Here is a 25,615-nt window from a genome sequence, read left to right as displayed (position 1 = left end):
GTGGAAGTGTGGGGTTCTTATTTGAAATTATTTTTATTAAGGTATATAATTTAATTGGAGTGATTTTATGAATACAAAAATTTTTAACAAGAGTTCTGAAGAAAGAAGAGAAATGATTTTAAGTGAAAATGTAATGAAGACTATTTTCTTATTAACTATACCAGTATTTATGATGGGTATTGTTCAATCTTTAATTCCTATTTCTGATGGCTTATTCTTAAATAATAAAGCTGGTTATGTCATAGCTGGGGCTATTGGGTTTTCACAATCAGTTATAAATATTTTAAATGCTTTTTCTCAAGGGCTCAGTGTTGCAGCTTCTGCAATAATAGGACAACTATATGGGAAAGGAGATATTGAAAAAACTAAACAAGCTTCGGTTCAAATTTTAGTTTTATCTTTTATAATTGGATTATTACTTTCTCCAATTTGCTTGATTCTTTCGTATATAATTTCAAGAGGTGTAAATGAAGAGCTTTCAACTCATGTATTTCAATACTTGGGATTATATTCTTTTGTATTACCATTTTTATTTATGGCTGCTATATTTAATTCTATAAAAAATGGTACGGGACATCCTGAAGCACCATTCTTAAGAATGATTATATTATTAGTTTTAAAAGTAATTTTTAACACTATATTTCTTTCTATACTAAATTTAGGAGTCATTGGTGCAGTATCAGCATCATTTATGTCATATCTTTTAATAGGGATTTGGATGTATTGTGATCTTTTTTTAAAGAAATCTGATATGCAATTATCTTTACATAATTTTAAATTTGATTTAGAGTTTATAAAAAAAACAATGGAGTTAGCTATTCCTAGTGTATTATCTTATATTTTAGTATATATTGGATTCTTTTTAATTAATAAAGAAGTAGTTAAATATGGTTCAATTGCTTTAAATGCTTCTACAATTGCATCAAATATAAATTCTATTTATTTTGTTTTACCAACCAGTGTAGGAACAACTGTTACTACAATGATAAGTATGAACATAGGAAATGGTAATTCTAAAAATGCAAAAAAGATTTTTTATTATGGAATATTGATTTCATTATTGATTGTCTTTTCAATCATAATTATTTTTACACCATTAAATCCATATATTGTAGATCTATTTCAAAAGAATCCAGAGATTACTACAATAACAAATAAAGCTCTTACAATATATATGTATTCGGTTATTGGTTTTGGAATATTTACTGTTGAACAAGGAGTATTTATAGGACTTGGACGAACAAAAATGCCATTATTAACAGGTATAATGAGAGTTTGGCTTCTAAGATATATTTTTATAATTTTTACAGAAAAGTACTTAGGAGTGTATTCTATTTTTTGGGGTAATTTATTTTCTAATTGTATGGCAGCATTTATATTTTTCTTTTTTGTATTAAGAGTAAAATGGGAATCAGCAATTAAAGATTTGTAAAATATATTGATTTTTTTTCTAAAATTTGATATAGTAATCTATATACTTATGTATAAATTAGGAGGTATTTATATGGAATTTAATAATGAATTAGGTAAAGTTTCTATTAATCCTGTTGTGGTTAAAACAATCGTAGCTAATGTTTTAAGAGAAAGTTATGGAGTTTGCGGATTAGCTAATGTTTCTCCTAAAGATGGAATTTATCAACTTTTAGGTTGGGATAATTCTAGTAAAGGTGTTCATGTTGTACTTAAAGAAAATAGTATTTTTATAGATTTGCATATAGTTATTCAATATGGAATAAAAATATCAACTGTTTGTGAAAATATCATAGAAAATGTAAAATATAATGTTGAAAACTTAACAGGATTAACTGTTAAAAAGGTTAATGTTAATGTTCATGGAATTAAATTAGAAGATAATTAGGAGGAATTTATGATAAATAGTGAACAATTGCAAATGGCATTTGTAAGAGCTCGTAATTATCTTGAATCAAATAAAGAGATAGTTAACAGCTTAAATGTATTTCCTGTTCCAGACGGAGATACTGGTACTAATATGTCATTGACTATTAAGTCTGCTATAAAGAATTTAGAAAACTCAAAAGTTAATACTTGTGCTGATGTAACAAAAGCAATAAGTGATGGAGCCTTGATGGGTGCTAGAGGGAATTCAGGAGTAATTTTATCTCAAATTTTAAGAGGGTTCTATTTAGGAAGTAAAGAAAGTGTAACTCTTGATGTTGAAACAATTAAAGAATGTTTTGTTAATGCATATAAAGTAGCATATAAATCTGTAATTAAACCTACTGAAGGCACAATTCTTACAGTAATTAGAGAAATGGGAGAATACGCTGAAGCTAATTATACTAGATTTGATGATGAATTTGAGTTCTGTAAAGAAATTTTAAAAGAAGGATTTAGAAGTTTGGAAAAAACTCCTGAAATATTACCTATTTTAAAAGAAGCTGAAGTAGTAGATGCTGGTGGACGTGGATTAATGTATCTTTTAGAAGGTGCGTTAGGAGATGAAGTTGTAGAAATTAAAAACACATATGAATTTAATAAACCAGCAAGAATTGAACATTTAGCAGCACAACAAGATGAAGATATTAAATTTGGATACTGTACTGAGTTTATGGTTACAAGTGATTCAGAAGAATATGGTATTTTAAGAGATAAGCTTGCAAGTATTGGTGATTCTTTAATTGTTGTTAAAGGAGATAATCTTATAAAAGTACATGTTCATACTAACCACCCAGGACAAGCAATTGAATGGGCATTAGAATTTGGACCTCTACATGACTTAAAAATTGATAATATGAGAAGGCAACATAATCATTTACATCATACTGATAAAGAAGTTGAAGAAGCCAAAAGTTCTGAAGAAGTAAAAGAACATAAAAAATATGGTTTTATTTCCATATCAACTGGAGAAGGTATCGATGAGATTTTTAAAAGTATGGGAGTAGACGAAATTATAACTGGCGGACAAACAATGAATCCTTCAACTGAAGATATTTTAAAAGCAGTTGAAAAGATTAACGCTGATGATATTTTTGTTTTTCCAAACAATAGTAATATAATACTTGTTTCTGAACAAGCCGCGAAAATTTCAGAAAAAAGACTTCATGTTATTAAGACTAAACAAATACCACAAGCTTTTAGTTGTTTATTTAATTTCGATGAATCTTTATCTGTAGAAGAAAATGTTAAACTTATGACTGAAGCGATTTCAAATATAAAAGTTGGACAAATAACATATGCACTTAGAGATACAGAAATCGAAGGTGTAAAAATTGAAAAAGATGACTTTATGGGTTTGAATGAAAATAAGATTACAATTTCAGAAAAGAAAATTGAAGAAACATTTGAAAAACTTATAGATCAACTAGTTGATGCAGATTCTTCTATAGTAAGTATATATTACGGAGAAGATGTTAAAGAAGAAGAAGCTAGTGAATTAGCGAAATTAGTTGAAGAAAAATATGAAGATATTGAAGTAGAATTAGTATATGGTGGTCAACCACTATATTATTATTTAATTTCAGTAGAATAATAAGCTTAATATTAAAATAATTTATTATTTTGCTTTTACATTAAAAAATTAAAAAGTCCGAAAGGACTTTTTTTGTAAGGATAATTATGGAATTAAAAGATTTAAAAGGTATTGGAGAAAAAAAATTAGCGCTACTAAATAAATTAGGTATTTTTACTATAAACAATTTATTAGAATATTATCCGTATTCATATATTGATACCACAAAATTTAAAAAAATTTCTGAAATAACAGAAGAAGGAAACTATTCATATAGATTAAAAATTATTTCTTTAATGGAAAATAGAAAGAAAAGGAATATTAGAGTTACAAAATTTTTGGCAATGGATGAAGAAATGAATTATTGTACTATTGTATATTTTAATAATATTTTTATTTCAAAAAATTTAAAGATTAATAATGTATATGAAATGTATGGAAGAGCTAAACTGCTTGGAAAAAATGTTGAAATTCAATCTCCAACTATGCAAAACAAAGTAAATATAATTGGTAGTGTAATTCCACAATATCATTTATGCAAAGGGATTTCAAATTTAGACTTAGTTAAGATTATTCAAAATTTATTAAAAAAGAATTCATATTTTGAAGAAAAACTACCTAGTAATATTCTAAATGAATTAAACTTAGAAAGCTATGACAATGCAATTAGGAACATTCATTTTCCAAAAGATAATGAAAGTTTTATTAGAGCAAAAAGAAGATTAGCCTTTGATGAAATTTTTTATTTTCAACTATCTATGAAAAAATTTAAAAAGAAAAATGATGATGCTATTAGTTTTCAAATAAAAGATGAAACATTAGAATTTATAAATTCTTTAAGTTTTAAATTGACAAATTCACAAAACAAAGTTTTAGAGGATATTTTTAATGATATGTCTTCTGATAGACAAATGAACAGATTAATTCAAGGGGATGTTGGTTGTGGTAAAACGATAGTTTCATTTATAGCAATGTTTAATGTTGTTAAAAATGGATTTCAATCTGTTTTAATGGCTCCTACTGAAATATTAGCAAGACAACATTTTGAAAATGCTATAGAACTTTTTGAAAAACATAATATTAAAGTTGAATTACTAGTAGGAAGTTTGAAAGAATCAGAAAAGAAAACTATAAGAGAAAAAATAGAAAATGGACAAGTTGATATCATAATTGGGACACATGCTGTATTTCAAGAAAAAGTCGTATATAAGAATTTAGGATTTGTTATTACAGATGAACAACATAGATTTGGAGTTAAACAAAGATTTTTACTTTCTAAAAAATCAAAAAATCCAGATATATTAGTTATGAGTGCAACACCTATACCTAGAACAGTAGGACTTGTAATGTTTTGTGATTTAGATATTTCTACTATCGATGAGTTACCTAGCGGAAGAGGAAAGGTAAATACTTATTTTGTGGATGAAAATTATGAAGATAGATACATGAGTTTTATAAGAAAACATATATCAGAAGGACGTCAAGCTTATATAGTATGTCCACTTGTCGATGAGAGCGATACATTGGAGTTACAGTCAGTTATAAATTTATATGAACGTTTAAAAGAAAGATATTTTCAAAACATTGAAATCGAGTTTATACATGGGAAGTTAAAACCTGTTGACAAAGATAGGATAATGAAAAATTTTGAAAACGGAAAAATAAAAGTTCTAGTTGCTACAACTGTAATAGAAGTAGGTATTAATGTTCCTAATTCCAATATAATGGTAATTTATAATGCTGAAAGATTTGGTCTTAGTCAGTTACATCAACTTAGAGGAAGAATTGGAAGAGGAAATTACGATAGCTTTTGCATTTTAGTTAGCAATAATAAAAGTACAAATGTTAAAAAGAGAATGGATATAATGTGTTCATCAAATGATGGGTTTTATATTTCAGAACAAGATTTTTTACTAAGAGGATATGGTGATATACTTGGATATCGTCAATCAGGAGAAGCAAGATTTAAAATTTTAAATATTCAGAAAGATTATGAGCTTTTAAAATTAGCTATAAAATATGTTGATAAGCTTTTGAAGGATGATTTTAATTTTGAAAAAGAAGAAAATCAAGTTGTAAAAAGAAATGTTGACGAATTCATCAAAAATCTAAGTGAAAATATAATTATGAATTAAGATAAACATTACTGTTTGTCTTTTTTTATATAATTTACAGTAATGATTATTGAATTCGTTTCGCTAATGTGATATAATGGAAGAGAATATACAGAGGTGGCTATTATGAGTAAAAAAATTAAACTTTTTGATTTTAAAGTCCTATTGGCAACATTTTCTTTTTGCTTTTTAATTCTTTTTTCTTCTTGTAAAAGTTCTAATATTAGTATAGAAAAGTTTAGAAATAAAGTATTTTTAGCAAATGACAATGGACGTATTGTATTTCATATGGATAAAGTTAATATAAAATATCCTGACTATTGTTGGAACAAAAATTCAGGTGTTATAGTTACTAAAAATGGAGAAGTTTTTAAAAAACCAAACAGAGAAGAAGCCTTCTTTGAAGCCTTTAACCTAAAAATAGAAGTAAGGAACGGGAAAAAATATATAAATTCTGATAGTAAGTTTTATCCAAATTATAGATTTGAAATTAAAGATGAATTTACGATTTTAGATACACTTTTGGGGATAGAATATGTTGATAATTTGAGTAAATATGGAATAGAGAGTGATGACAACGAATATATAAATGCTTATAAAGAAGCTAAGGATTTAGTTAATCAATATAAAAATACAGTTAAAGGTATGGAGAATAATAAAGATGAACTTTCTCCAAAAGTTAAAGATGAAATAGAGCGAGAAATGAAAAAAGATAAAAAATAAAATATTTTATTGATAAAAAATAAGATAAGATTGAAATTATATTTCAATCTTTTTTTTAATTCTTAAACACAAAATTTAATTTTAATATATTTTTTGAAGTTTATATATTTATAAATATATTTAAATATTGAAAAATTTTCGAAAAAATGATACACTTATTGTATAAAATTAAAGGAGAAAGACTGTCTTATGGATTTAGATTTTAAAAGGGTAGTTATTAAACTTAGTGGAGAAGCTTTATCAGGAGGAATCGGACACGGACTCGATGATGAAACGATTGAAAAAATTTGTAAATCAGTAAAAGACGTATATGATTTAGGTATTCAAATTTGTATTGTAGTTGGAGGAGGAAACTTTTGGAGAGGACGTTCTAGTGAAAAAATTGAGAGATCAACTTCAGATCACATGGGTATGCTTGCTACAATAATAAATTCATTAAGGTTACAAGCAACACTAGAAAATATGGGTGTGCCAACTAGAGTACAGACAGCAATAAATGTTCATGAAGTTGCAGAACCTTTCATAAAAAGAAAGGCTGAACGTCATCTTGAAAAAGGCAGAATCGTAATTTTTGGTGCGGGTACAGGAATGCCATATTTTTCTACAGATACCACAGCTGCCTTAAGAGCTGCTGAAATGCATGCAGACGTAATTTTACTTGGTAAAACAGGAACAGATGGTATATATGATAAAGATCCAAATAAATTTGAAGACGCGAAAAAATTTGAAGAATTATCATATATAGAAATTTTAAATAGAGGTTTAGGAATAATGGATGCTACTGCTACTTCACTTTGTATGGATAATGATATTCCATTAGTAGTTTTTGGAATTGATGAACCAGAAAATTTAGTTGCAGTTGCAAAAGGTGAAAAAGTAGGAACAATAGTTAGGGGGAAATAATAATGCATAAAGAAATTATAAAAGAATTAGAAAGAAAAATGTCAAAATCTATAGAAGCTTATGAAACGGAATTAACAACTGTTAGAGCTGGTAGAGCAAATCCAGCAATTCTAGATCAGTTTAGTGTAGATTATTATGGAACTGATACACCTATTAAACAAGTTGCTTCAATTTCAGTTCCTGAAGCTAGATTACTTGTTATTCAACCGTGGGATGCATCATTAATAACTTCAATAGAAAAAGTTATTTTAGCATCAAATTTAGGAATTACACCTTCTAATGATGGAAAAGTTATAAGATTACCATTCCCAGCATTAACTGAAGATAGAAGAAAAGAGTTAGTTAAAGTTGTTAAAGGCTATGCTGAAAATGCAAAAATAGCTGTTAGAAACTTAAGACGTGATGCTATAGATAAGTTAAAAAAATTAGAAAAAGATAAAGAAGTTAGTGAAGATGAATTAAGACAAGCTGAAGAAGAAGTTCAAAAAGTTACAGATAAATTTATCAAAGAAGTAGATGATATTACAAAGTCTAAAGAAAAAGAATTAATGGAAATTTAATGAGAGATATAGATTTTACAAATATACCTAAACATATAGGTATAATTATGGATGGTAATGGAAGATGGGCAAAAAATAGATTTTTGCCTAGAATTGCTGGACATAAAGAAGGAATGAATAGAGTAGTTGATGTTGTTGAAGAATGTTGTAAAATTGGAGTTAGAACTTTAACTTTATATGCGTTTTCAACTGAAAATTGGAAAAGACCAGAGGAAGAAGTAAATGGTCTTATGAATATTTTAGTTATTTATATAAATTCTCAATTGAAACGTATTTTAGAAAATAATATAATTTTTAGAGTTATTGGTGATTATAGAAAGTTACCTAGTTCTATTGTTAAGCTACTTGATAATAGTATTGATAAATCTAAAGATAATAATGGAATGGTATTAAACATAGCACTTAATTATGGTGGAAGAGCAGAGATTATTTCATCTATAAAAAATTTATATAAAGATATTGAAAAAGGAAAATTATCTTTAGATGAATTAAATGAAGATAGTTTCAAAAAATATTTGTATACTAAAGAAAATTCAGATGTTGACTTAATGATAAGAACAGGAAATGAAAAAAGAATTAGTAATTTTTTAATTTATCAATTAGCATATTCTGAATTCTATTTTACAGATGTTTTGTGGCCAGAATTTTATGCTGATGATTTGTATGATGCGATTTATGATTTTCAAAATAGAAATAGAAGATTTGGGGGAATATAATGAATAGTTTTATTAACAGAACTATAAGTGGAGCTTTGATGTTAGTAATATCTTTTATTTGTATCTATATTAAAGGTTCTGCACTTATTGCTTATAGTATAGCAATAGCATTATTATGTTTAGTTGAGTTGTTTAAAACATTTAAATTAAACGACATATTAATTGAATGTACTAGCATTTTATTTTCCATTGTTGTGTTATATTTTATAGGAACTTCAAATAAAAATTTAGTATTAACTTCATTTTCATTATATTTTCTTGTAGTATCAATTTATTATTTGTTTTTTAATAAAATTAATATTGTAAATTTAGGGAAATTAATATTTTCATTTATCTATATTACTGTACCTATGGGTGTTTTTTTAAGACTAGGAGAAACATATCTACTATGGGTAGTTTTCTTTATTTCTTGGGGTACAGATACATTTGCTTATTTATTTGGCATGATATTTGGGAAACATAAATTGTATCCAAGTATTAGTCCTAAAAAAACAGTTGAAGGTTCAATAGGAGGAATAATTGGTTCTCTGTTACTTTTAATTTTATTTAATATTTTTGTTTTAAAATATAATTATACTTTTATAATAGTTTCTGGAATTTTACTTTCAATTGTTGCACAAATAGGTGATTTGTTTGCATCTAAAATTAAAAGAGAAATAGGTATAAAAGATTTTAGTAATATTATAAAAGGACATGGTGGATTTTTAGATAGATTTGATAGTATTATTTTTGTAACTCCTTTAGTATATATTCTTTTTAGTATATTTGGAGGTAGTATTTAATGATTTTAAAAATAATAGTTGCACTTTTAGTGTTTATGGTTGTTGTTGTAGTCCATGAATTTGGGCACTTTATATTCGCTAAAAGAGCTAAAATAAAAGTAAATGAATTTGCAGTAGGTATGGGTCCAAAAATAATTGGAAAGCAAAAAGGAGATACCTTATATTCAATCAGGGCATTACCATTAGGTGGTTTTTGTGCCATGGAAGGTGAAGATGAATCTGACGGAGAAAATGACGAAGAATTAGACTTTTCAAAAAGAGGACATTTTAATGGTGCATCAATAGGAGGTAGAATCTTAACTATTTTTGCTGGACCTTTATTCAATTTTATATTAGCTTTTGTAATTCTATTTGCATTGTTTGGAATTAGAGGACATCAAACAACTACAATTGGAAGTGTTAAAGAAGGCTCAATTGCTCAAAAATATGGAATTGAATCAGGAGATATTATTGTAAATATAGGTAATTATAAGATTGAGTCTTGGAAAGATGTACAAACTTCATTATCAAAATTAGATAAAGAAGATACAGTAGTCAAAGTTTTAAGAAATGGACAAGAAAAAGAAATCAAAGTTAAATTTGATGATTCAAAAGAAAAAGTGTTAGGAGTAACTTCAAAACTGGAGAGAAATATAATTGTTTCTCTTAGAGAAAGTTTAAATACATTTTTTTATTTCATAAGTTCAATGTTTGATATATTAAGACAATTATTTACAGGTAAAGTAGGAGTTGGACAATTGTCTGGGCCAATAGGAGTAGTTGGTGCAATAAGTAATGCTGCTAGTAATGGATTTTATTCTCTACTATATATAACAGCATTTTTAAGTGTAAATTTAGGTTTTATTAATTTATTACCTATACCAGCTTTAGATGGAGGTAGACTAGTATTCCTATTTATAGAATTAATTTTAGGAAGACCAATTTCAAGATCAAAAGAAGGTCTAATTCATACGATAGGATTTATATTTTTAATGGGACTTATTTTATTCGTTTCCTTTAAAGATGTAATAAGATTAGGAATATTTGGAGCAAATTAATGGAAAGAAAAATAACTAAGAAAATTTATGTGGGGAACGTACCTATTGGAGGTGGTTCTCCTATTTCTATACAATCAATGACAAATACAATTACAAAAGATGTAATTTCAACGGTTAATCAAATTAATCAATTTGCCAGAGAAGGATGTAATATTAGCCGTTCTGCAGTAAATGATTTAGATGATGCTTTAGCTATAAAGAAAATTAAGTTATTAACTACAATACCTTTTATTGCAGATATTCAATATGATTATAAACTAGCGATAATGGCTGCAGAAAATGGAGCTGATTGTTTAAGAATTAATCCTGGAAATATTGGAGGAAGAAAAAAAGTTAAAGAAGTTGTGGAATGTTGTAAATATCATAATATTCCAATAAGAGTAGGAGTTAATTCAGGTTCTGTAAATCAAAAATTTATAGATAAATATAAAGGTGTTAATAAGGAATCAATTGTTTATAGTGCATTAGATCAAGTTGAATTTTTAGAATCACTAAATTTTGATCAAATTAAAATATCAATAAAATCAAGTAATGTACCAATTTGTGTTGAATCATATGAACTTTTAAGTAGTTTATGTGATTATCCATTGCATTTAGGAATTACTGAAGCCGGTCCTAGCTTTAGAGGTACAATTAAGTCTTCTGTTGGACTTGGTATTATATTGGCAAAAGGTATTGGAGATACTATCAGAGTATCCTTGACAGGAGACCCTGTAGAAGAAGTTAAAGTAGGAAAAGAAATTTTACGTTCTTTAGGTATTCTTAAAGATGGAATTGATTTAATCTCTTGTCCAACTTGTTCTAGAACAAAGATTGATTTAATTAATATAGTTGAGCAAGCTGAAAAAGAATTAAAACATATAAAGAAAAATTTAAAAATAGCCATTATGGGTTGTCCTGTAAATGGACCTGGAGAAGCAAAAGAGGCGGATTTAGGAATTGCAGGAGGTAATGGTAAAGGACTTATTTTTAAAAAAGGACAAATTATTAAGAAAGTCGATGAAAAAGACTTATTAAAAGAGCTAATTAATGAAATAAACAAATTGGAGGAATAGTATGTATAGGAGTTTAAAAAGTTTTTATTTTTCACAACGTAAAAATTATAGCTTGTCAGAAGATTTTATTATTGATGAGTTTATTTTTGGTGATGATAAAATAGATTTTAAATTACTTACTGACTCTAATGATATAGGAATAGATGAACTTATCATTTTAGATAAAGAACTTCATGAAATATTTAATGGACGAGAAGTAAATTTTTCAGTTCAAAATATTATAGATTCGAATTATCCAAAAAGATATTTCTATTATATAAAATATGATGAATTTATTAATGAAGTTCAAAAACTATTAAAAAATCACGGTTTTTCTCTTACTAACAATGATAGAATAAATTTTTTAGAAGATTATATAGAGATTTATATATCAAATTCTATTTGTAGATTCAAACTACTTTCTAATTCGTTTTTAAATGATATAAAAGAATTTATTTCACAAAAATTTAATGATGAAGTAGAAGTACTTATGTTAAATAGTTTACTTACAAAAGATGAAAAGAGTATTGAAAAGTTCGAAAGCAAACTTGAAGATAAAAGAAAAGAAATTATAAAAGTAAATGAAGTAAAAGTAGATAAAGTTAAAGTTATTAAAGATAATACTAAAGATAATGATATTTTTAAAATAGGGAAAAAAATATCAGATAAAGAACCTCTTTTGAATATCTCTGAATTAGATCAAAATAGTGGTTATTGTAAAATTCAAGGAAGAGTATATGAGTTAGAAATAAGAGATTTAAAGAATGGAAAAAAATTAGCTTTATTTGATTTAGAAGATGAGACTTCTGCCATGAGTTGTAAGTGTTTCTTAGATGATAAAAGATTTTCTATTTTTAATGAACATATAAATTCAAAGTCCATAGAAAATGGAATTAATATAACTGTCACAGGTAGAGTTGAATACGATCAATATTCAAAATGTATTGCTATGATGATTGATGGAATTGAAAAAGCTCCTAAAATTGTTTATAGTGATAATTCAACTGAAAAGAGAGTTGAACTTCATTTAAATTCTCAGATGAGCGGTCTTGATGGATGTGTAAATCTAGAATTATTAAAAACTCGATTACAAGATATGGGTCATACAGCAATTGGAGTAACAGATATTGGTGTTGTTCAAGCATATCCACAAATTATGGATTTATTTGGAAATGGAGAAATTAAACCGCTATATGGAATTGAATTAAATTTATTAGAAGATAATCCAAGAATTTTGTATAATTACAAGGAAGGAACAAAATTTAATAAATTTGTAGTTTTTGACATCGAAACAACAGGCCTTTCTCACTTAAAGAATAATATAACAGAAATTGGAGCGGTTCTAATTGAAGATGGAAAACTTATACGTAGATTTAATGAATTAATAAATCCTGAACAAGAAATTTCAGATGAAATTATAGAATTAACAGGTATAACAAATGAAATGGTTGCAGATAAACCTTTAATAAGTGAAATTTTACCTAAATTTATTGAATTTGCTGAAGATGCAGTTTTTGTAGCGCATAATGCTGAATTTGATATTTCTTTTATAAGAACAAATTGTAAAAGATTGAATATTGAATTTAACCCTACATTCATAGATACAATGGGTTTTGCTAGAGCAGTATTACCACATTTAAAAAATCATAAACTTAATACATTATCTAAAGAATTGGGAGTTAAATTATTAAATCATCACAGAGCAGATTCTGATGCTGAAGCTTGCTCTGGAATTTTGTTAGAGTTAATTAAAATAATTGAAAAAGATGGTAAAATATTTGATAAGAATATAAATAGTATTGAAACAAGTTGGCCTGTATCAAGAAATATTTCTTTTAATTCAATAATATATGTAAAGGAAATGAAAGCATTAAGTGGTTTTTATAAAATGATTTCTGAAGGTTTGATGAAATATTTTAGAAAAGTTGGTGGATTTCCTAAGTCTAGATTAAAAGAATATAGAGATGGACTTTTGATAGGATCAGGAAATTGGGATGGAGAACTATTTAGAGCTTTCGTTGATGAAAAAAGTGAGGAAGAAATTTTAAATATTGCTGAATTTTATGATTTTCTTGAAATTCAACCAATTTCAAATTTAAAACACCTATATTATAGAGGAAAAGTATTAGAACTTGACGATTTAAAGGAAATAAATAATAGAATTTTCAAGTTAGGGAAAAAACTGAATAAGTTAGTAGTTGCTACTGGAAATGTTAAATATCTCGATAAGAATGATTATATTTTTAGAAATGTTATTTTATATGGACAAGGTAATAGAAACTTAGAAAAGGAAGGTTCCTACTATTTTAGAACAACCACAGAAATGCTTGAAGAATTTTCTTATTTAGGAAAAGATGAAGCATACGAAGTTGTTGTTAAAAATACAAATATATTTAAGGATATGTTAGAGGACATTTTACCAATTCCAAATGGAACTTTCCCACCATTTATTGAAGGTTCAGATGATGAATTAAGAAAAATTTGTTATGATAAAGCTAAGTCAATATATGGAGATAATTTACCAAAAATTGTTAATGATAGATTAGAAAGAGAATTAAGTTCAATAATTAAGAATGGATATGCAGTATTATATATAATCGCTCAAAAGTTGGTTTGGAGATCTAATGATGATGGATATTTAGTAGGTTCTAGAGGGTCTGTTGGATCATCATTTGCTGCAACAATGGCTGGTATTACTGAAGTTAATCCTTTGATACCACATTATATATGTCCAAAATGTAAATTCTCAGAATTTCATGAAGAATATAGTGGACAATCCGGTGTAGATATGCCTGATAAAGAGTGTCCGCATTGTAAAACGAATATGATTAAGGAAGGACATGATATCCCATTTGAGGTATTTTTAGGATTTGATGGAGATAAAGAACCTGATATAGATTTAAACTTTGCAGGAGAATACCAATCAACTTGTCATAAGTATACAGAAAAATTATTTGGTGCTGACAAAGTTTATAGAGCTGGAACTATTGGTACAATTTCAGATAAAACAGCATTTGGTTATGTTAAAAAATTTGTAGAAGAAAAAGAATTAAATTTGACTGCTGGTAATATAAAAAGATTTGCAAGAAAAATTGTAGGGGTTAAAAGAACGAGTGGTCAACATCCTGGTGGAGTAATGATAGTTCCTCACGATAAAGAGATTTATGATTTTACACCTATTCAGTATCCTGCTGATGATCCCACATCTCAAACTATGACTACACATTTTAGTTATAAATCTATAAGTGGTAGAATATTAAAACTTGACTTGTTGGGTCATGATGTTCCTACAATAATTAAACATCTAGGAGATTTGACAGGTATAGACCCATTAAATATTCCTATGGATGATAAAGAAACTTTAAATATTTTTTACTCAACAGAAAGTTTAAAGTTTGTAGATGATAAAAACAAAGATGGAGTTGGAACTCTTGGAATCCCAGAATATGGTACTAATTTTGTAAGACAAATGTTGCTTGATACTAGACCAAAAACTTTGACTGAACTTATAAGAATTTCTGGACTTTCTCATGGTACAGATGTATGGTTAGGTAATGCTCAAGAACTTATAAGAAAAGGGATACCACTTAATGAAACAATATGTACTAGAGACGATATAATGACATATTTAATTTTTAACGGTTTAGATAATAAACGTTCATTTAAAATAATGGAAACTGTTAGAAAAGGAAAAAGTCTTGATGAAGAAACTGAAGTATATATGAGACAAAATGGGATACCTGAATGGTATATTGAATCTTGTAAAAAGATAAAATATCTATTTCCAAAAGCTCATGCTGTTGCTTATGTAATGATGAGCTATAGAATTGCATATTTTAAAGTACATTTTCCTGAAGCTTTTTATGCTACTTATTTTACAACAAAAATAGATAACTATCCGGGAAATCTTATATATAAAGGACTTAATGCGATTCAATCAAAAATGAAAGAAATTTTAGAATTAGGAAAGTCAGCTTCAAAAAAAGATCAAGATGTTTATGATATTCTTGAAGTTGCTGAAGAAATGTATCTTAGAGGAATAGTTGTAAGTAAAGTAGACTTGGAAAAATCTCATTTTTCTAGATTTTTAATAGATGGTAAAGGTAAAATTTTACCGCCGTTTAGAGCGTTAGATTTTGTTAGTGATGTAAACTCAAGTTCAATATATGATGAAGTTAGGAAATTACCATTTATTTCAATAGAAGATTTTCAAGAAAGAACAAAAATTAATAAAAATGCTTTAGAGTCTTTAAAAGAACATGGAGTTTTAAATGATTTACAGCAAACTAATCAAGTTAGTTTGTTTGACTTAATGTAATGAAAGAACTGTGGATGGATTTTCACAGTTCTTTATTTTTATAGTATTTGAATTAAATATTTTACAAAAAAGACTTGAAAAAAATATCTTATTATAGTATAATATTACTGTTATTTTTGAGGAGGTGAAATAAATGGCAAATATAAAATCAGCAATTAAGAGAATTGATGTTACTAAAAAAGAAACTCTTAAAAATAAAAGTAGAAAATCTGAAATAAAAACTTATATTAAAAAATTCGAATTAGCTTTAGAAGAAAATAATTTAGAAGTTGCTAATGAGTTATTAAGAAAGATTGATAAGAGACTTAAACAAGCTACTTTAAACAGTGTTTTCCATAAAAATGCTGCATCTAAAAAGGTAAGCAAATTAAGTAAAAAATTACATGATGCTTCAACACAAGCGTAAATATAGTGTGTATGGATCCAACACATTATATATGCTCCGTGTGGAGCTTTTTTTTTGCTTTTTTTTTATTATATTATATGTTATAATTAGCAAGTAACAGTTAAGTCGATATTTATTTTAAATTAAAAAAATGTTGTTGTGTAAGGAGAATTATTGTATTGAAAGTTTTACATTTAATTAGTCAATATCCATCAAAAACTGGAAGTGGAATATATTTAACTGAAGTTTATAAAAATTTAAAAAAAATGAATTTTATTCAAAAAGTAGTATGTTGCATGAACGAAGATGATATAATAGAGACTAATTTTGATGATTATGAGATTATAAATTTTAAGACTAATGATTTGCCATTCCCTGTTGTAGGAATGAGTGATGTAATGCCATACGAGTCATATTTATTTTCTAATCTAATAGGTGATAGTTTTGAAAAATATATAGATGTTTTTACAAATAGAATTAAAGATGTAATTAGAAGTTTTAATCCTGATATTATTTTTACAAATCATTTGTACATAATGTCATCAATTGTAGCTAGTTTAGAACTAAAATGTAAAGTTTTTGGGTTTTGTCATGGTACTGATTTAAGACAGTTATATAAAAATGATACTCATAAAGAATTTATATACAGCAATATACCAAAACTAGATGGTATTTTTTGTTTATCTGAAAAACAAAAAATTGAGATTATAAATGTTTTTAATTACAGTCCAGATAAAATTTATGTTATAGGTGGAGGTTATGATATAGATTTCTGCTATAAAGGAAAAGATAAGATATACAATAAAAATTCTAAAATTAAACTTATATATGCTGGAAAATTTAGTAGATCAAAAGGAATAATATATCTACTAAAAGCTTTTGAAAAGATTAAAGATAAATATAACATAGAATTGATACTAGCAGGAAGTGGAACGGGTAATGAATTTGAAGAAATCATAGATTATTCAAATAAGTTAAAAGACAAGGTCAAACTTTATGGATATATGAGCAAAGGAGAAATTTCCGATTTATTTAGAGATTGTGACATTTTTGTTATGCCTTCTTTTTATGAAGGACTTTCACTTGTAACAATAGAAGCTTTAGCATGTGGATTGAAGGTCGTAATGAATGAACTTGAGAATTTCATTGATTTTGTGGGAAAAGAAATTACAGAATCAAATAATATAGTTTTTGTAAAAATGCCAGTTCTTTATGATACAGATAAAATATTAGAAACTGAAGTTGAAGATTATATTAATAGGCTAAGTTTAGGTTTAGAAAAGCAGATAAATAATTTGTATAATTACCAATATGAAAAAGATTTTACAGCAAAAATAATCAAATATAGCTGGGAAAATATATGTAATGACATAATAAATATAGTTAAATAAGTTTTTTTTATAAAAATGATGTAGATTATAAGAAAATACTATTTTACTTATAACTTATTATATGTTATTATCTATATGAATAAATTTTAGGAGGAAAATTATGAAAAAATTATCTAAAATGTTACTTTTATCATTAATTACAGCAACTACTTTAGTTGGTTGTGGAGCAAAGAGTGATAACAAAACAGCTGACAATAAAGCTGAAAGTAAAACAGAAGTTATGAAAGGGGAAACTCTTTTAGAAGAACAAAAAAAAGGTGCTACAGTAATTGATGTTAGACCTACTGCACAATACAGTGAAGGACATATTAAAGATGCTCTTAACATTCCAGAAGATGTAATTGAAAAAGAAATTGAAGCTAAATTCCCTAAAAAAGACACAAAAATTATTCTTTACTGCAACACTGGAAATAAAAGTGGTAAAGCTTTAGAAAAATTAAAAAAATTAGGTTATACTAATGTATTTAATGCACAAGGTGTTAAACAATATCAATATGAACTTGTAAAATAATTTTAAAAGGCGGTGATTATTCATCGCTTTTTTATTTTTTATAATTTTCACTTAGATAATTATTCTAAATTTATTTAATTTTACTTTTTTAAAAAGTTACTTTTAAATCTAGAAAAGAAATTTAAAATATGATACAATATAGGTCGAGGTGGAATTATGACAAAAAAAATTTCTGCTATAATTGTTGCTGCGGGTTCTTCAAATAGAATGGGTTTAGATACAAATAAAATATTTTTAGATTTGTGCGGACAAACTGTTATAGAAAGAACTATTAGTGCTTTTATTGATATACCTGAGATTAATGAAATAATTTTAGTAACCAAAAAAGAATTTTTTGAAGATTTCAAAAACATACTAAAAAAATTCTATTTAAATATAAAATTGGTTGAAGGAGGCTCTTCTAGGGAGGAGTCTGCTTATAATGGACTTTTAGAAGTATCAAGGAACTCAGAATTTGTATTATGTCATGATGGTGCAAGGCCTCTAATCAGTAAAAAAACTATTTTAAATGTAATAAATGAACTAGATAATTATAAAGCTGTAATAACAGGGGTTAAATCAAAAGATACAATTAAAGTTGTCTCTAATGATTTTGAGGTAATTTCTACTCCTGATAGAAGATCTTTATATAATATTCAAACTCCTCAGGCTTTTAGTAAGGAAGTTATTTTGGAAGGCTACAAGAAATATTTTAAAGATAATGGTTTTGTAACAGATGATTCTTCAATTGTAGAAAACTTAAATGTCAAAATAAAACTTGTTGAAGGAGAATATTCAAATATAAAAATTACAACTAAGGAAGATATTTTTTATGCTAGAGTATTATTAGAAAGAGGTATTTAATTATGAGAATTGGACTTGGATTTGATGTTCATGAATTGGTTGTTGGTCGTGATTTAATAATAGGTGGAGTTAAAATAGAACATGATAAAGGTCTTTTAGGACATAGTGATGCAGATGTTTTAGTACACGCTATTAATGATGCAGTAATTGGTGCTTTATGTTTGGGTGATATAGGAAAATTATTTCCAGATAATGATCCTAAGTATAAAGATATAAGTTCATTAATAATGACTAAAGAAGTTATTAGACTTATGAAAGAAAAAGGATATAAAATTGGTAATGTTGACAGTGTAATTTGTGCTCAAAAGCCAAAACTTGCTGGTTTTATATTAGAAATGAGAAAAAATATCTCAAAGGTTTTAGAAACTGATATTGAAAATATAAGTATTAAAGCTACTACAACAGAACATTTAGGATTTGAAGGTAGAGAAGAAGGAATATCTTCTCATGCAGTAGTTTTATTAGAAAAAATTTAAGGGGGTAAAAATGAAAAAAGTTTTATTTACATCAGAGTCTGTAACTGAAGGACATCCTGATAAAGTCTGTGATCAAATTTCTGATGCTGTATTAGATGAAATTTTAAAAGTTGATCCAGTAGCAAGAGTTGCTTGTGAAACTTTAACAACAACTGGAATTGTAATGGTTGTTGGTGAAATAACAACTTCTGAATATGTTGATATACAAAGTATAGTTAGAAATGTTTTAAAAGATATTGGATACACAAGAGCCAAATATGGATTTGATGCTTTAACTTGTTCTGTAGTTACAAGTATCAATGAACAGTCAAGAGATATTGCATTAGGTGTCGATAATGCATTAGAATACAAAAAAGGAAATGAAGATAAATATAATTCAGTTGGTGCAGGAGATCAAGGAATGATGTTTGGATATGCATGTACTGAAACTGAAGAGTTTATGCCATTACCTATAACATTAGCCCATAAGCTATCAAAGAGATTATCATATGTTAGAAAAAATAATATATTATCGTATTTAAGACCAGATGGTAAGAGTCAAATAACAGTTGAATATATTGATGGGATTCCAACAAGAATAGAAGCGATAGTTGTTTCAACTCAACATAGTCCATCAGTTAAAACAGAACAAATAGAAAAAGATATTAAAGAAGTAGTGATTAATGAAGTTATTCCATCTAATTTAATAGATGAAAATACAAAAATTTATGTGAATCCTACTGGCCGTTTTGAAATTGGTGGCCCAATGGGAGATGCTGGATTAACTGGTAGAAAAATAATTGTTGATACTTATGGTGGTTTTGGAAGACATGGTGGTGGAGCCTTCTCAGGAAAGGATCCAACAAAAGTAGATAGATCTGGTGCATATATGGCTAGATATATTGCAAAAAATATTGTAGCTAGTGGAATTTGTGAAAAATTAGAAATTGGAATTTCTTATGCTATAGGTGTTGCTAAGCCACTTTCTATTTATGTAGATACGTTTGGAACAGGAAAAATTTCAGATGATAAGATTATAGAAATTGTTAAGAAAGTATTTGACTTAAGACCTGCAGCAATTATTGATATTTTAGATTTAAGAAGACCTATTTATCGTCAAATTGCCGCTTATGGTCACTTTGGAAGGAATGATTTAGATTTACCTTGGGAAAGATTAGATAAGATAGAAGAAATAAAAAAATTGATATAGTTAAGCATATTTATTACAGGAGATTATATTATGAGTAAATGTTATGATTTTGACGAATATGTAGATAGAAAAAATTCACATGCTGAAAAATGGAATAATATGATAGCAGCCGGAGCTCCTAAAAATGATCATTCAATTTTGTCTATGTCTATTGCTGATATGGAATTTAAATGTTGTAATGAAATTTTAGATGCTTTAAAAGAGCCAATTTCAAATGGTGTAATAGGATATGATTGTCCTTGTGAAAAATTTTTTACTTCATTTATAGATTGGCAAAAAGAAAAAAATAACTGGGAAATAAAAAAAGAATGGATAGTTCCTGTTCCAGGAGTAGTTCCAGGGATCGCAAATACAATTTTAAAAAATACAAAAGAGGGAGATACAATTATTATTAACACTCCGGTTTATCCTCCTTTCTTTAATGTAATTGAATTAAATAAAAGAATTGTCGTTGAAAATCCACTAGTTGAATTAGAAGATAAATATGTAATAGATTTTGTAGATTTTGAAAAGAAAATAATAGAAAATAATGTTAAGTTAAGTGTATTATGTAGTCCTCATAATCCAGTAGGAAGGGTATGGACTAAAGAAGAATTAGAAGAATATGGAAGAATTTGTAGAAAGCATAATGTATTAATGGTTTCAGATGAAATCCATGGCGACTTAATTCTTAAAGACTATAAACATATTCCAATAGCTTCTATTAATGAAGATTTTCTATATAATACTGTTACTTTAACAGCACCTAGTAAAACTTTTAATATTGCGGGACTTTCTCAATCTGTTGCGATTATACCTAATGAAGAGTTAAGAAATAGTTTTATTGAAGGTCTTGTAGGTTATGGAATTTTCCATATGGCAAGTTTTGCAGCAGTAGGTTTTGTTGCAGCATATACTTATGGAAAACAATGGTTTGAAGAATGTATTAGTTATATTGAGGATAATATTGATTTTGCAATTGATTTTATTAAAAGAGAAATTCCAAAAGTTAAAGTAAAAAGACCTCAAGCTAGTTTCTTATTGTGGTTAGACCTTAGAGAGTTCGATGTTGATCATGATGAATTACATCAAAAACTAATAAACGAAGGTAAATTATTACTTAATTCCGGAATAAACTATGGAGAAAATGCAAGACTTTTCTTTAGAATGAATATAGCATGTAATAAAGAAATGCTAATTGACGGATTAAATAGATTAAAAAAAGTTGTAGATACTTTATAAAATTAAGACTGCTTATGCAGTCTTTTTTAATGTATATCATTGTAAATATTAACAATCTATGGTAAAATATTTTTGTGATTGGAGGTGTTTTTTTGAAGCTTGAAATATTTCAATTTTTAGAAAAATCAATAGAACATATGGATAATAATATTGAATTTATTACCACTTCTTCAGATGCATTAAAAAAATTTTTTAATGATATTTTTTTGAATTGCGATTTTTTTATTAATACAACCACTAGAATTAAGAGTGAAGATAGTATTAGAGAAAAATTATTAAGAAATAATTATTATTATAAATATCCAAATCATAAAGTTGCAATTGAAAATCTACCTGATTTAATAGGAATTAGAGTTGAATGTAGATTTATTGATGATGAACAGAAAATTTTTGATGAAATTTCTAAAAATTTTACTATTCAATTAGAAGATGGTTTTTTTAGAAGTGAATTAAATTCTAATATAGAATTGAATTTAAGTGAAAAACAACCAACATTTCAAAAAAATGGATTTGAGATATATAAAATAGATGGCCGTTACGTTGTTGAAGGTGACTATTTTGTAAATTTTGAACTTCAAATCAAATCATTAGTCAATATTTTTTGGGGAGAGATAGATCACAGAGTATTATATAAGAATTTTAATTATATGGTTACAGAAGATTTTATTCGTTCAATTATGTTTTCTATTAAAGCAAATTTATCAATGATAGACAATCAACTTCAAAGTGTATATTATCATTTAAAAAATGTTGAGGATAAAAGTAATTATGATTCTTCAAAAATACAGTTAAAGACAATAGTGTCTAAAATGTTGCATGATTTATATTCTGTTAAAATAAAAGAAAGTACAGGATTTGTTGTTGACTTTAAAGATTGTGCTGATATCATTGTTGATTATATATTTTCTAAGAACAAGTATTATAATTCAATGAAATACGAAGATTATTTTGTTAAATTTTTAAATAGATTGAATGGAGCAAATTCTAGGACAATTATAATTGGAGAAACTTTTGAAATTGCTAATACTATTGAATTTAAAAATGATTTATGTGAAAAATTCGGATTAGGTCTTTTAGATCTAGTTAATAAAGACTTTAAATGGAATTTAATTTTCTCGGTAATTCGAGATATTGAAGAGAATGAATTTTCCGAAGAATTTGTGTTGTTTTCTGAATTTATAGTTTATGCAGTTGTAAAAAGAGTAAAAAGAGCTGTAGATGATTTGAATATATCAAATGAAGATAAGAGCAAATTAAAATGGGATATTTCTTATGTAGTAATGGAGTTTATTTGTAATTCATATTCTCCAAACTTAATTACTTTTAAAAGTATGAAAGAAATTGAAAATAAAATAAGATATTTCTTAAAAAATATAGATCAACCTGAAGAAATATTAGCTTTAAATTATGAAGATTTATATAATTCTTTAGAAAATAATTTTGTAAAAAAAGAAGTGGATGAATTTGAATAATGATAGGTATAGATATTTGTAATATTTCTAGATTTTCAAGTATGAAAAATTTAGACAAGTTTTTAGATAGATATTTTACTCATGATGAAAATAATTATATATTAAATACTGGAAATAGGGAAGAGACTATTGCTGGAATATTTTCTTTAAAAGAAGCATTTGTTAAGGCTATTGGAACTGGCTTTGGAAGTGTTAGACCTATAGATGTTGAAATTACACACAATTTTTCCGGAAAACCAGATTTAATTATTCATAATGATATAGTTAAAAAAATTGAAGATATTTCATGTTCAGTTTCTCATGATGGAGATTATGCTATTGCAGTTGTAGAAGTAAAACTTTTAAATATTAAATATGAAAATATAGATATTTGTGAAATAAAGAAACTCATGCCAAGTAGAAAGAAAGATGGACATAAAGGTGACTTTGGAAAAGTTGGAATTGTTGGTGGGAGTATTGGTATGAGTGGAAGTGTTGACTTGTGTGCCAAATCTTCTCTTAGAACTGGAAGTGGACTTGTTTATAATATTTGTCCTAAATCTATTTCTAATATTTTAGAAGTAAAAGCAATTGAAAATATTATATTACCAATTTCTGATGAAAATAAAGGTTGTTTTACTTTAAAATATATTGACGATATACTTAATAGAATTAGTAATTTAGATGCAATAGCAATAGGTTGTGGATTGGGTAGAAATAAAGAAAATTTACAATTATTAGAAATCATTTTTAAAACATATAAAAAACCAATTGTAATAGATGCTGATGCTATATATTTTTTGAAAGATATAGATTTTAAAATCATAAATAGGAATAATATAGTTATAACTCCTCATGAAGCAGAGTTTTCAAGATTTTCCTCATATGATTTAAATGAAATCAAAGTAAATAGAGAAGAATGTATTAATAAGTTTTATAAAAATAATACAAATTTTACTCTAGTTTTAAAAGGTAAAAATACAATTGTTAAGTCAAGTAAAGATATATTTATTAATCAAACTGGTAATTCAGGAATGGCAACAGCAGGTAGTGGTGATTGTTTGACGGGAATTATTTTATCTTTCTTAGGTCAAGGATTAGATCCGTTTGCGTCTGCTAAACTAGGAGTATTTTTACATGGTTTATCTGGAGATTTTGCCGAAGAAGAAATAGGAGAAGACTCTTTGCTAGCATCAGATATAATCAAATATTTACCAAAGGCAATTAAATTTATTAGGAAGTGATAGTATGTATGAAAATCAATCATTAATTTTTGTGGATTTAGATAAATTAAAGGATAATTTTTTAAAAATTAAAGAAAAATGTAATGGAGCGAAAGTTGGAATTGTTTTAAAAGCAAATGCGTATGGTCTTGGCGCTTGTACTGTTGCAGAATTCTTGCAAAAACAAGGTGCTGACTATTTTTGTGTTGCAAATTTTTCCGAGGCTATGGAGCTTAGAAAAAAGAAAATTAAATTACCAATTTTAATTCTAGGTTATGTTCCGAATGCACTATTTGAAAAGTTAATAAAAAATAATGTTGAATTAACTGTTTATAATATAGGAATGATAAGAGAACTAAACGAAATTTCTGCTAAATGTAGAAAAAAATGTAAGATTCATATAAAAATTGATACAGGAATGAATAGACTTGGTTTTTTAATTGACGATAATCTTAAAGATTATTTAAAAGAAATTTATTCTATGAAAAATATTGTAGTTAAAGGAATGTTTACTCACTTATGTGTTTCAGATATTGAAGATTATTCTTTCACTAAATTACAAGTAGAAAGATTTGAAAAAGTTAAACATATTTTAGTAAATGAAAAACTTAAAGTTCCTATGTTACATATTGCAAATGATGGAGGTTCACTTCTTCATAGTTATTATTATGATATGGTAAGAGTTGGAATTGGTATTTATGGACATTACCCTTCAGAGTATGTGAAAGATAATTCTAAAATTAAAATGGATACTGTTGTAAGCTTTGTAAGTACTATAAGTAATATAAAATATATTCATAAAGGTGATACAGTAGGATATGGTAGAGCCTTTTGTGCGAATAAAACAATAAAAGTGGCAACAATTTCTGTAGGTTATGCAGATGGATATCCATATGAATTAAGTAATAAAGGATATGTTAAAATTAATAATAAAAAAGCTAAAATATTAGGAAGAGTTTGTATGGATCAAACAATGATAGATGTATCTGACATTGATGATGTAAAGATTGGGGATACAGTCTTGCTTTATGGAGAATATAAAGATATGAAACTTGATATATTTGAGATAGCTAAGATGGCAAATACAAATGTATATGATTTAATTTGTAGAATAAATATGAGAATTCCTAGGGTATATTTAGAGGGTGATAAAGTTGTAAGGGTTGTTGACTATCTTTCCACTGAAAAAAATTACTATGAATTATAAAAAAACTCGGTATCTACCGAGTTTTTTTCAATTGTCAAATAAATTAGTAATAATAGTAATAA

Annotated in this window: 22 protein-coding genes; all 22 read left to right on the top strand. The window is 26.5% G+C overall.

Annotated features, from left to right (window positions below):
• Positions 1 to 67 precede the first annotated feature (67 nt).
• Complete coding sequence (locus tag ACLGL0_RS01730) at positions 68 to 1,432, top strand: MATE family efflux transporter (RefSeq protein ID WP_411013391.1); 1,365 nt, start codon at positions 68 to 70, stop codon at positions 1,430 to 1,432.
• Positions 1,433 to 1,504: 72 nt separating this feature from the next.
• The gene (locus ACLGL0_RS01725; RefSeq protein ID WP_233055682.1) at positions 1,505 to 1,858 is read left to right on the top strand and encodes an Asp23/Gls24 family envelope stress response protein; all 354 of its coding nucleotides are present in this window, start codon (positions 1,505 to 1,507) and stop codon (positions 1,856 to 1,858) included.
• A gap of 9 nt (positions 1,859 to 1,867) precedes the next feature.
• On the top strand, positions 1,868 to 3,490 hold the full coding sequence (locus ACLGL0_RS01720) for a DAK2 domain-containing protein (protein WP_411013390.1): 1,623 nt from the start codon (positions 1,868 to 1,870) through the stop codon (positions 3,488 to 3,490).
• A gap of 86 nt (positions 3,491 to 3,576) precedes the next feature.
• On the top strand, positions 3,577 to 5,604 hold the full coding sequence (gene recG, locus ACLGL0_RS01715; protein ID WP_411013389.1) for an ATP-dependent DNA helicase RecG: 2,028 nt from the start codon (positions 3,577 to 3,579) through the stop codon (positions 5,602 to 5,604).
• Positions 5,605 to 5,709: 105 nt separating this feature from the next.
• Positions 5,710 to 6,306 (top strand): hypothetical protein, encoded by a 597-nt coding sequence (locus tag ACLGL0_RS01710; RefSeq protein WP_411013388.1) that lies wholly within the window; start codon positions 5,710 to 5,712, stop codon positions 6,304 to 6,306.
• A gap of 189 nt (positions 6,307 to 6,495) precedes the next feature.
• Positions 6,496 to 7,209, top strand: a complete 714-nt coding sequence (gene pyrH / locus ACLGL0_RS01705; RefSeq protein ID WP_314558083.1) for a UMP kinase — start codon at positions 6,496 to 6,498, stop codon at positions 7,207 to 7,209.
• Positions 7,210 to 7,211: 2 nt separating this feature from the next.
• Positions 7,212 to 7,769 carry a ribosome recycling factor gene (frr, locus tag ACLGL0_RS01700; protein ID WP_314558082.1) on the top strand — a complete coding sequence of 186 codons (558 nt, stop codon included), beginning with the start codon at positions 7,212 to 7,214 and terminating at the stop codon, positions 7,767 to 7,769.
• Positions 7,769 to 8,485, top strand: a complete 717-nt coding sequence (uppS, locus tag ACLGL0_RS01695) for an undecaprenyl pyrophosphate synthase (RefSeq protein WP_411013387.1) — start codon at positions 7,769 to 7,771, stop codon at positions 8,483 to 8,485. The genes frr and uppS overlap by 1 nt, the downstream gene beginning before the upstream one ends.
• Positions 8,485 to 9,267, top strand: a complete 783-nt coding sequence (locus ACLGL0_RS01690) for a phosphatidate cytidylyltransferase (RefSeq protein ID WP_411013386.1) — start codon at positions 8,485 to 8,487, stop codon at positions 9,265 to 9,267. The genes uppS and ACLGL0_RS01690 overlap by 1 nt, the downstream gene beginning before the upstream one ends.
• Positions 9,267 to 10,304, top strand: a complete 1,038-nt coding sequence (gene rseP, locus ACLGL0_RS01685; RefSeq protein WP_411013385.1) for an RIP metalloprotease RseP — start codon at positions 9,267 to 9,269, stop codon at positions 10,302 to 10,304. Before ACLGL0_RS01690 ends, rseP begins: the two co-directional genes overlap by 1 nt.
• Positions 10,304 to 11,359: a flavodoxin-dependent (E)-4-hydroxy-3-methylbut-2-enyl-diphosphate synthase gene (gene ispG, locus ACLGL0_RS01680; protein WP_314558077.1), complete on the top strand. Its 1,056-nt coding sequence runs from the start codon at positions 10,304 to 10,306 to the stop codon at positions 11,357 to 11,359. Before rseP ends, ispG begins: the two co-directional genes overlap by 1 nt.
• Position 11,360: 1 nt before the next feature.
• On the top strand, positions 11,361 to 15,656 hold the full coding sequence (locus tag ACLGL0_RS01675) for a PolC-type DNA polymerase III (RefSeq protein WP_411013384.1): 4,296 nt from the start codon (positions 11,361 to 11,363) through the stop codon (positions 15,654 to 15,656).
• 133 nt (positions 15,657 to 15,789) lie between these two features.
• On the top strand, positions 15,790 to 16,062 hold the full coding sequence (gene rpsT / locus ACLGL0_RS01670; RefSeq protein ID WP_233055671.1) for a 30S ribosomal protein S20: 273 nt from the start codon (positions 15,790 to 15,792) through the stop codon (positions 16,060 to 16,062).
• 158 nt (positions 16,063 to 16,220) lie between these two features.
• Positions 16,221 to 17,432: a glycosyltransferase family 4 protein gene (locus tag ACLGL0_RS01665; protein WP_411013383.1), complete on the top strand. Its 1,212-nt coding sequence runs from the start codon at positions 16,221 to 16,223 to the stop codon at positions 17,430 to 17,432.
• Between the two features lie 100 nt (positions 17,433 to 17,532).
• Positions 17,533 to 17,943, top strand: coding sequence for a rhodanese-like domain-containing protein (locus ACLGL0_RS01660; protein ID WP_411013382.1), 411 nt, complete (start codon positions 17,533 to 17,535; stop codon positions 17,941 to 17,943).
• 156 nt (positions 17,944 to 18,099) lie between these two features.
• Positions 18,100 to 18,786: a 2-C-methyl-D-erythritol 4-phosphate cytidylyltransferase gene (gene ispD / locus ACLGL0_RS01655; protein ID WP_411013381.1), complete on the top strand. Its 687-nt coding sequence runs from the start codon at positions 18,100 to 18,102 to the stop codon at positions 18,784 to 18,786.
• Between the two features lie 2 nt (positions 18,787 to 18,788).
• Entirely contained in the window at positions 18,789 to 19,262 is a 474-nt protein-coding gene (gene ispF / locus ACLGL0_RS01650) for a 2-C-methyl-D-erythritol 2,4-cyclodiphosphate synthase (protein ID WP_411013380.1), read from the top strand.
• A 10-nt stretch (positions 19,263 to 19,272) separates the two neighbouring features.
• Positions 19,273 to 20,451, top strand: a complete 1,179-nt coding sequence (metK, locus tag ACLGL0_RS01645; protein WP_411013379.1) for a methionine adenosyltransferase — start codon at positions 19,273 to 19,275, stop codon at positions 20,449 to 20,451.
• Positions 20,452 to 20,481: 30 nt separating this feature from the next.
• Positions 20,482 to 21,672, top strand: a complete 1,191-nt coding sequence (locus ACLGL0_RS01640) for a MalY/PatB family protein (RefSeq protein WP_411013378.1) — start codon at positions 20,482 to 20,484, stop codon at positions 21,670 to 21,672.
• Between the two features lie 92 nt (positions 21,673 to 21,764).
• Positions 21,765 to 23,144 carry a GTP pyrophosphokinase gene (locus ACLGL0_RS01635; protein WP_314558062.1) on the top strand — a complete coding sequence of 460 codons (1,380 nt, stop codon included), beginning with the start codon at positions 21,765 to 21,767 and terminating at the stop codon, positions 23,142 to 23,144.
• Positions 23,144 to 24,367, top strand: a complete 1,224-nt coding sequence (locus ACLGL0_RS01630; protein WP_411013377.1) for an NAD(P)H-hydrate dehydratase — start codon at positions 23,144 to 23,146, stop codon at positions 24,365 to 24,367. Before ACLGL0_RS01635 ends, ACLGL0_RS01630 begins: the two co-directional genes overlap by 1 nt.
• 4 nt (positions 24,368 to 24,371) lie before the next feature.
• Positions 24,372 to 25,553, top strand: coding sequence for an alanine racemase (gene alr / locus ACLGL0_RS01625; protein WP_411013376.1), 1,182 nt, complete (start codon positions 24,372 to 24,374; stop codon positions 25,551 to 25,553).
• The last annotated feature ends 62 nt before the right edge of the window (positions 25,554 to 25,615 follow it).

The sequence above is a fragment of the Parvimonas pharyngis genome (assembly GCF_046569675.1).
Taxonomy (GTDB): domain Bacteria; phylum Bacillota; class Clostridia; order Tissierellales; family Peptoniphilaceae; genus Parvimonas.
The sequence above is the reverse complement of the archived record's forward strand: the minus strand, read 5'-3'. Positions and strand labels throughout refer to the sequence as shown.

Excerpts from the sequence above, each read along its gene's own strand:
- ACLGL0_RS01730 (WP_411013391.1), top strand. The coding sequence starts at position 68 with ATGAATACAAAAATTTTTAACAAGAGTTCTGAAGAAAGAAGAGAAATG.
- ACLGL0_RS01725 (WP_233055682.1), top strand. The coding sequence starts at position 1,505 with ATGGAATTTAATAATGAATTAGGTAAAGTTTCTATTAATCCTGTTGTG.
- ACLGL0_RS01720 (WP_411013390.1), top strand. The coding sequence starts at position 1,868 with ATGATAAATAGTGAACAATTGCAAATGGCATTTGTAAGAGCTCGTAAT.
- recG (WP_411013389.1), top strand. The coding sequence starts at position 3,577 with ATGGAATTAAAAGATTTAAAAGGTATTGGAGAAAAAAAATTAGCGCTA.
- ACLGL0_RS01710 (WP_411013388.1), top strand. The coding sequence starts at position 5,710 with ATGAGTAAAAAAATTAAACTTTTTGATTTTAAAGTCCTATTGGCAACA.
- pyrH (WP_314558083.1), top strand. The coding sequence starts at position 6,496 with ATGGATTTAGATTTTAAAAGGGTAGTTATTAAACTTAGTGGAGAAGCT.
- frr (WP_314558082.1), top strand. The coding sequence starts at position 7,212 with ATGCATAAAGAAATTATAAAAGAATTAGAAAGAAAAATGTCAAAATCT.
- uppS (WP_411013387.1), top strand. The coding sequence starts at position 7,769 with ATGAGAGATATAGATTTTACAAATATACCTAAACATATAGGTATAATT.
- ACLGL0_RS01690 (WP_411013386.1), top strand. The coding sequence starts at position 8,485 with ATGAATAGTTTTATTAACAGAACTATAAGTGGAGCTTTGATGTTAGTA.
- rseP (WP_411013385.1), top strand. The coding sequence starts at position 9,267 with ATGATTTTAAAAATAATAGTTGCACTTTTAGTGTTTATGGTTGTTGTT.
- ispG (WP_314558077.1), top strand. The coding sequence starts at position 10,304 with ATGGAAAGAAAAATAACTAAGAAAATTTATGTGGGGAACGTACCTATT.
- ACLGL0_RS01675 (WP_411013384.1), top strand. The coding sequence starts at position 11,361 with ATGTATAGGAGTTTAAAAAGTTTTTATTTTTCACAACGTAAAAATTAT.
- rpsT (WP_233055671.1), top strand. The coding sequence starts at position 15,790 with ATGGCAAATATAAAATCAGCAATTAAGAGAATTGATGTTACTAAAAAA.
- ACLGL0_RS01660 (WP_411013382.1), top strand. The coding sequence starts at position 17,533 with ATGAAAAAATTATCTAAAATGTTACTTTTATCATTAATTACAGCAACT.
- ispD (WP_411013381.1), top strand. The coding sequence starts at position 18,100 with ATGACAAAAAAAATTTCTGCTATAATTGTTGCTGCGGGTTCTTCAAAT.
- ispF (WP_411013380.1), top strand. The coding sequence starts at position 18,789 with ATGAGAATTGGACTTGGATTTGATGTTCATGAATTGGTTGTTGGTCGT.
- metK (WP_411013379.1), top strand. The coding sequence starts at position 19,273 with ATGAAAAAAGTTTTATTTACATCAGAGTCTGTAACTGAAGGACATCCT.
- ACLGL0_RS01640 (WP_411013378.1), top strand. The coding sequence starts at position 20,482 with ATGAGTAAATGTTATGATTTTGACGAATATGTAGATAGAAAAAATTCA.
- ACLGL0_RS01630 (WP_411013377.1), top strand. The coding sequence starts at position 23,144 with ATGATAGGTATAGATATTTGTAATATTTCTAGATTTTCAAGTATGAAA.
- alr (WP_411013376.1), top strand. The coding sequence starts at position 24,372 with ATGTATGAAAATCAATCATTAATTTTTGTGGATTTAGATAAATTAAAG.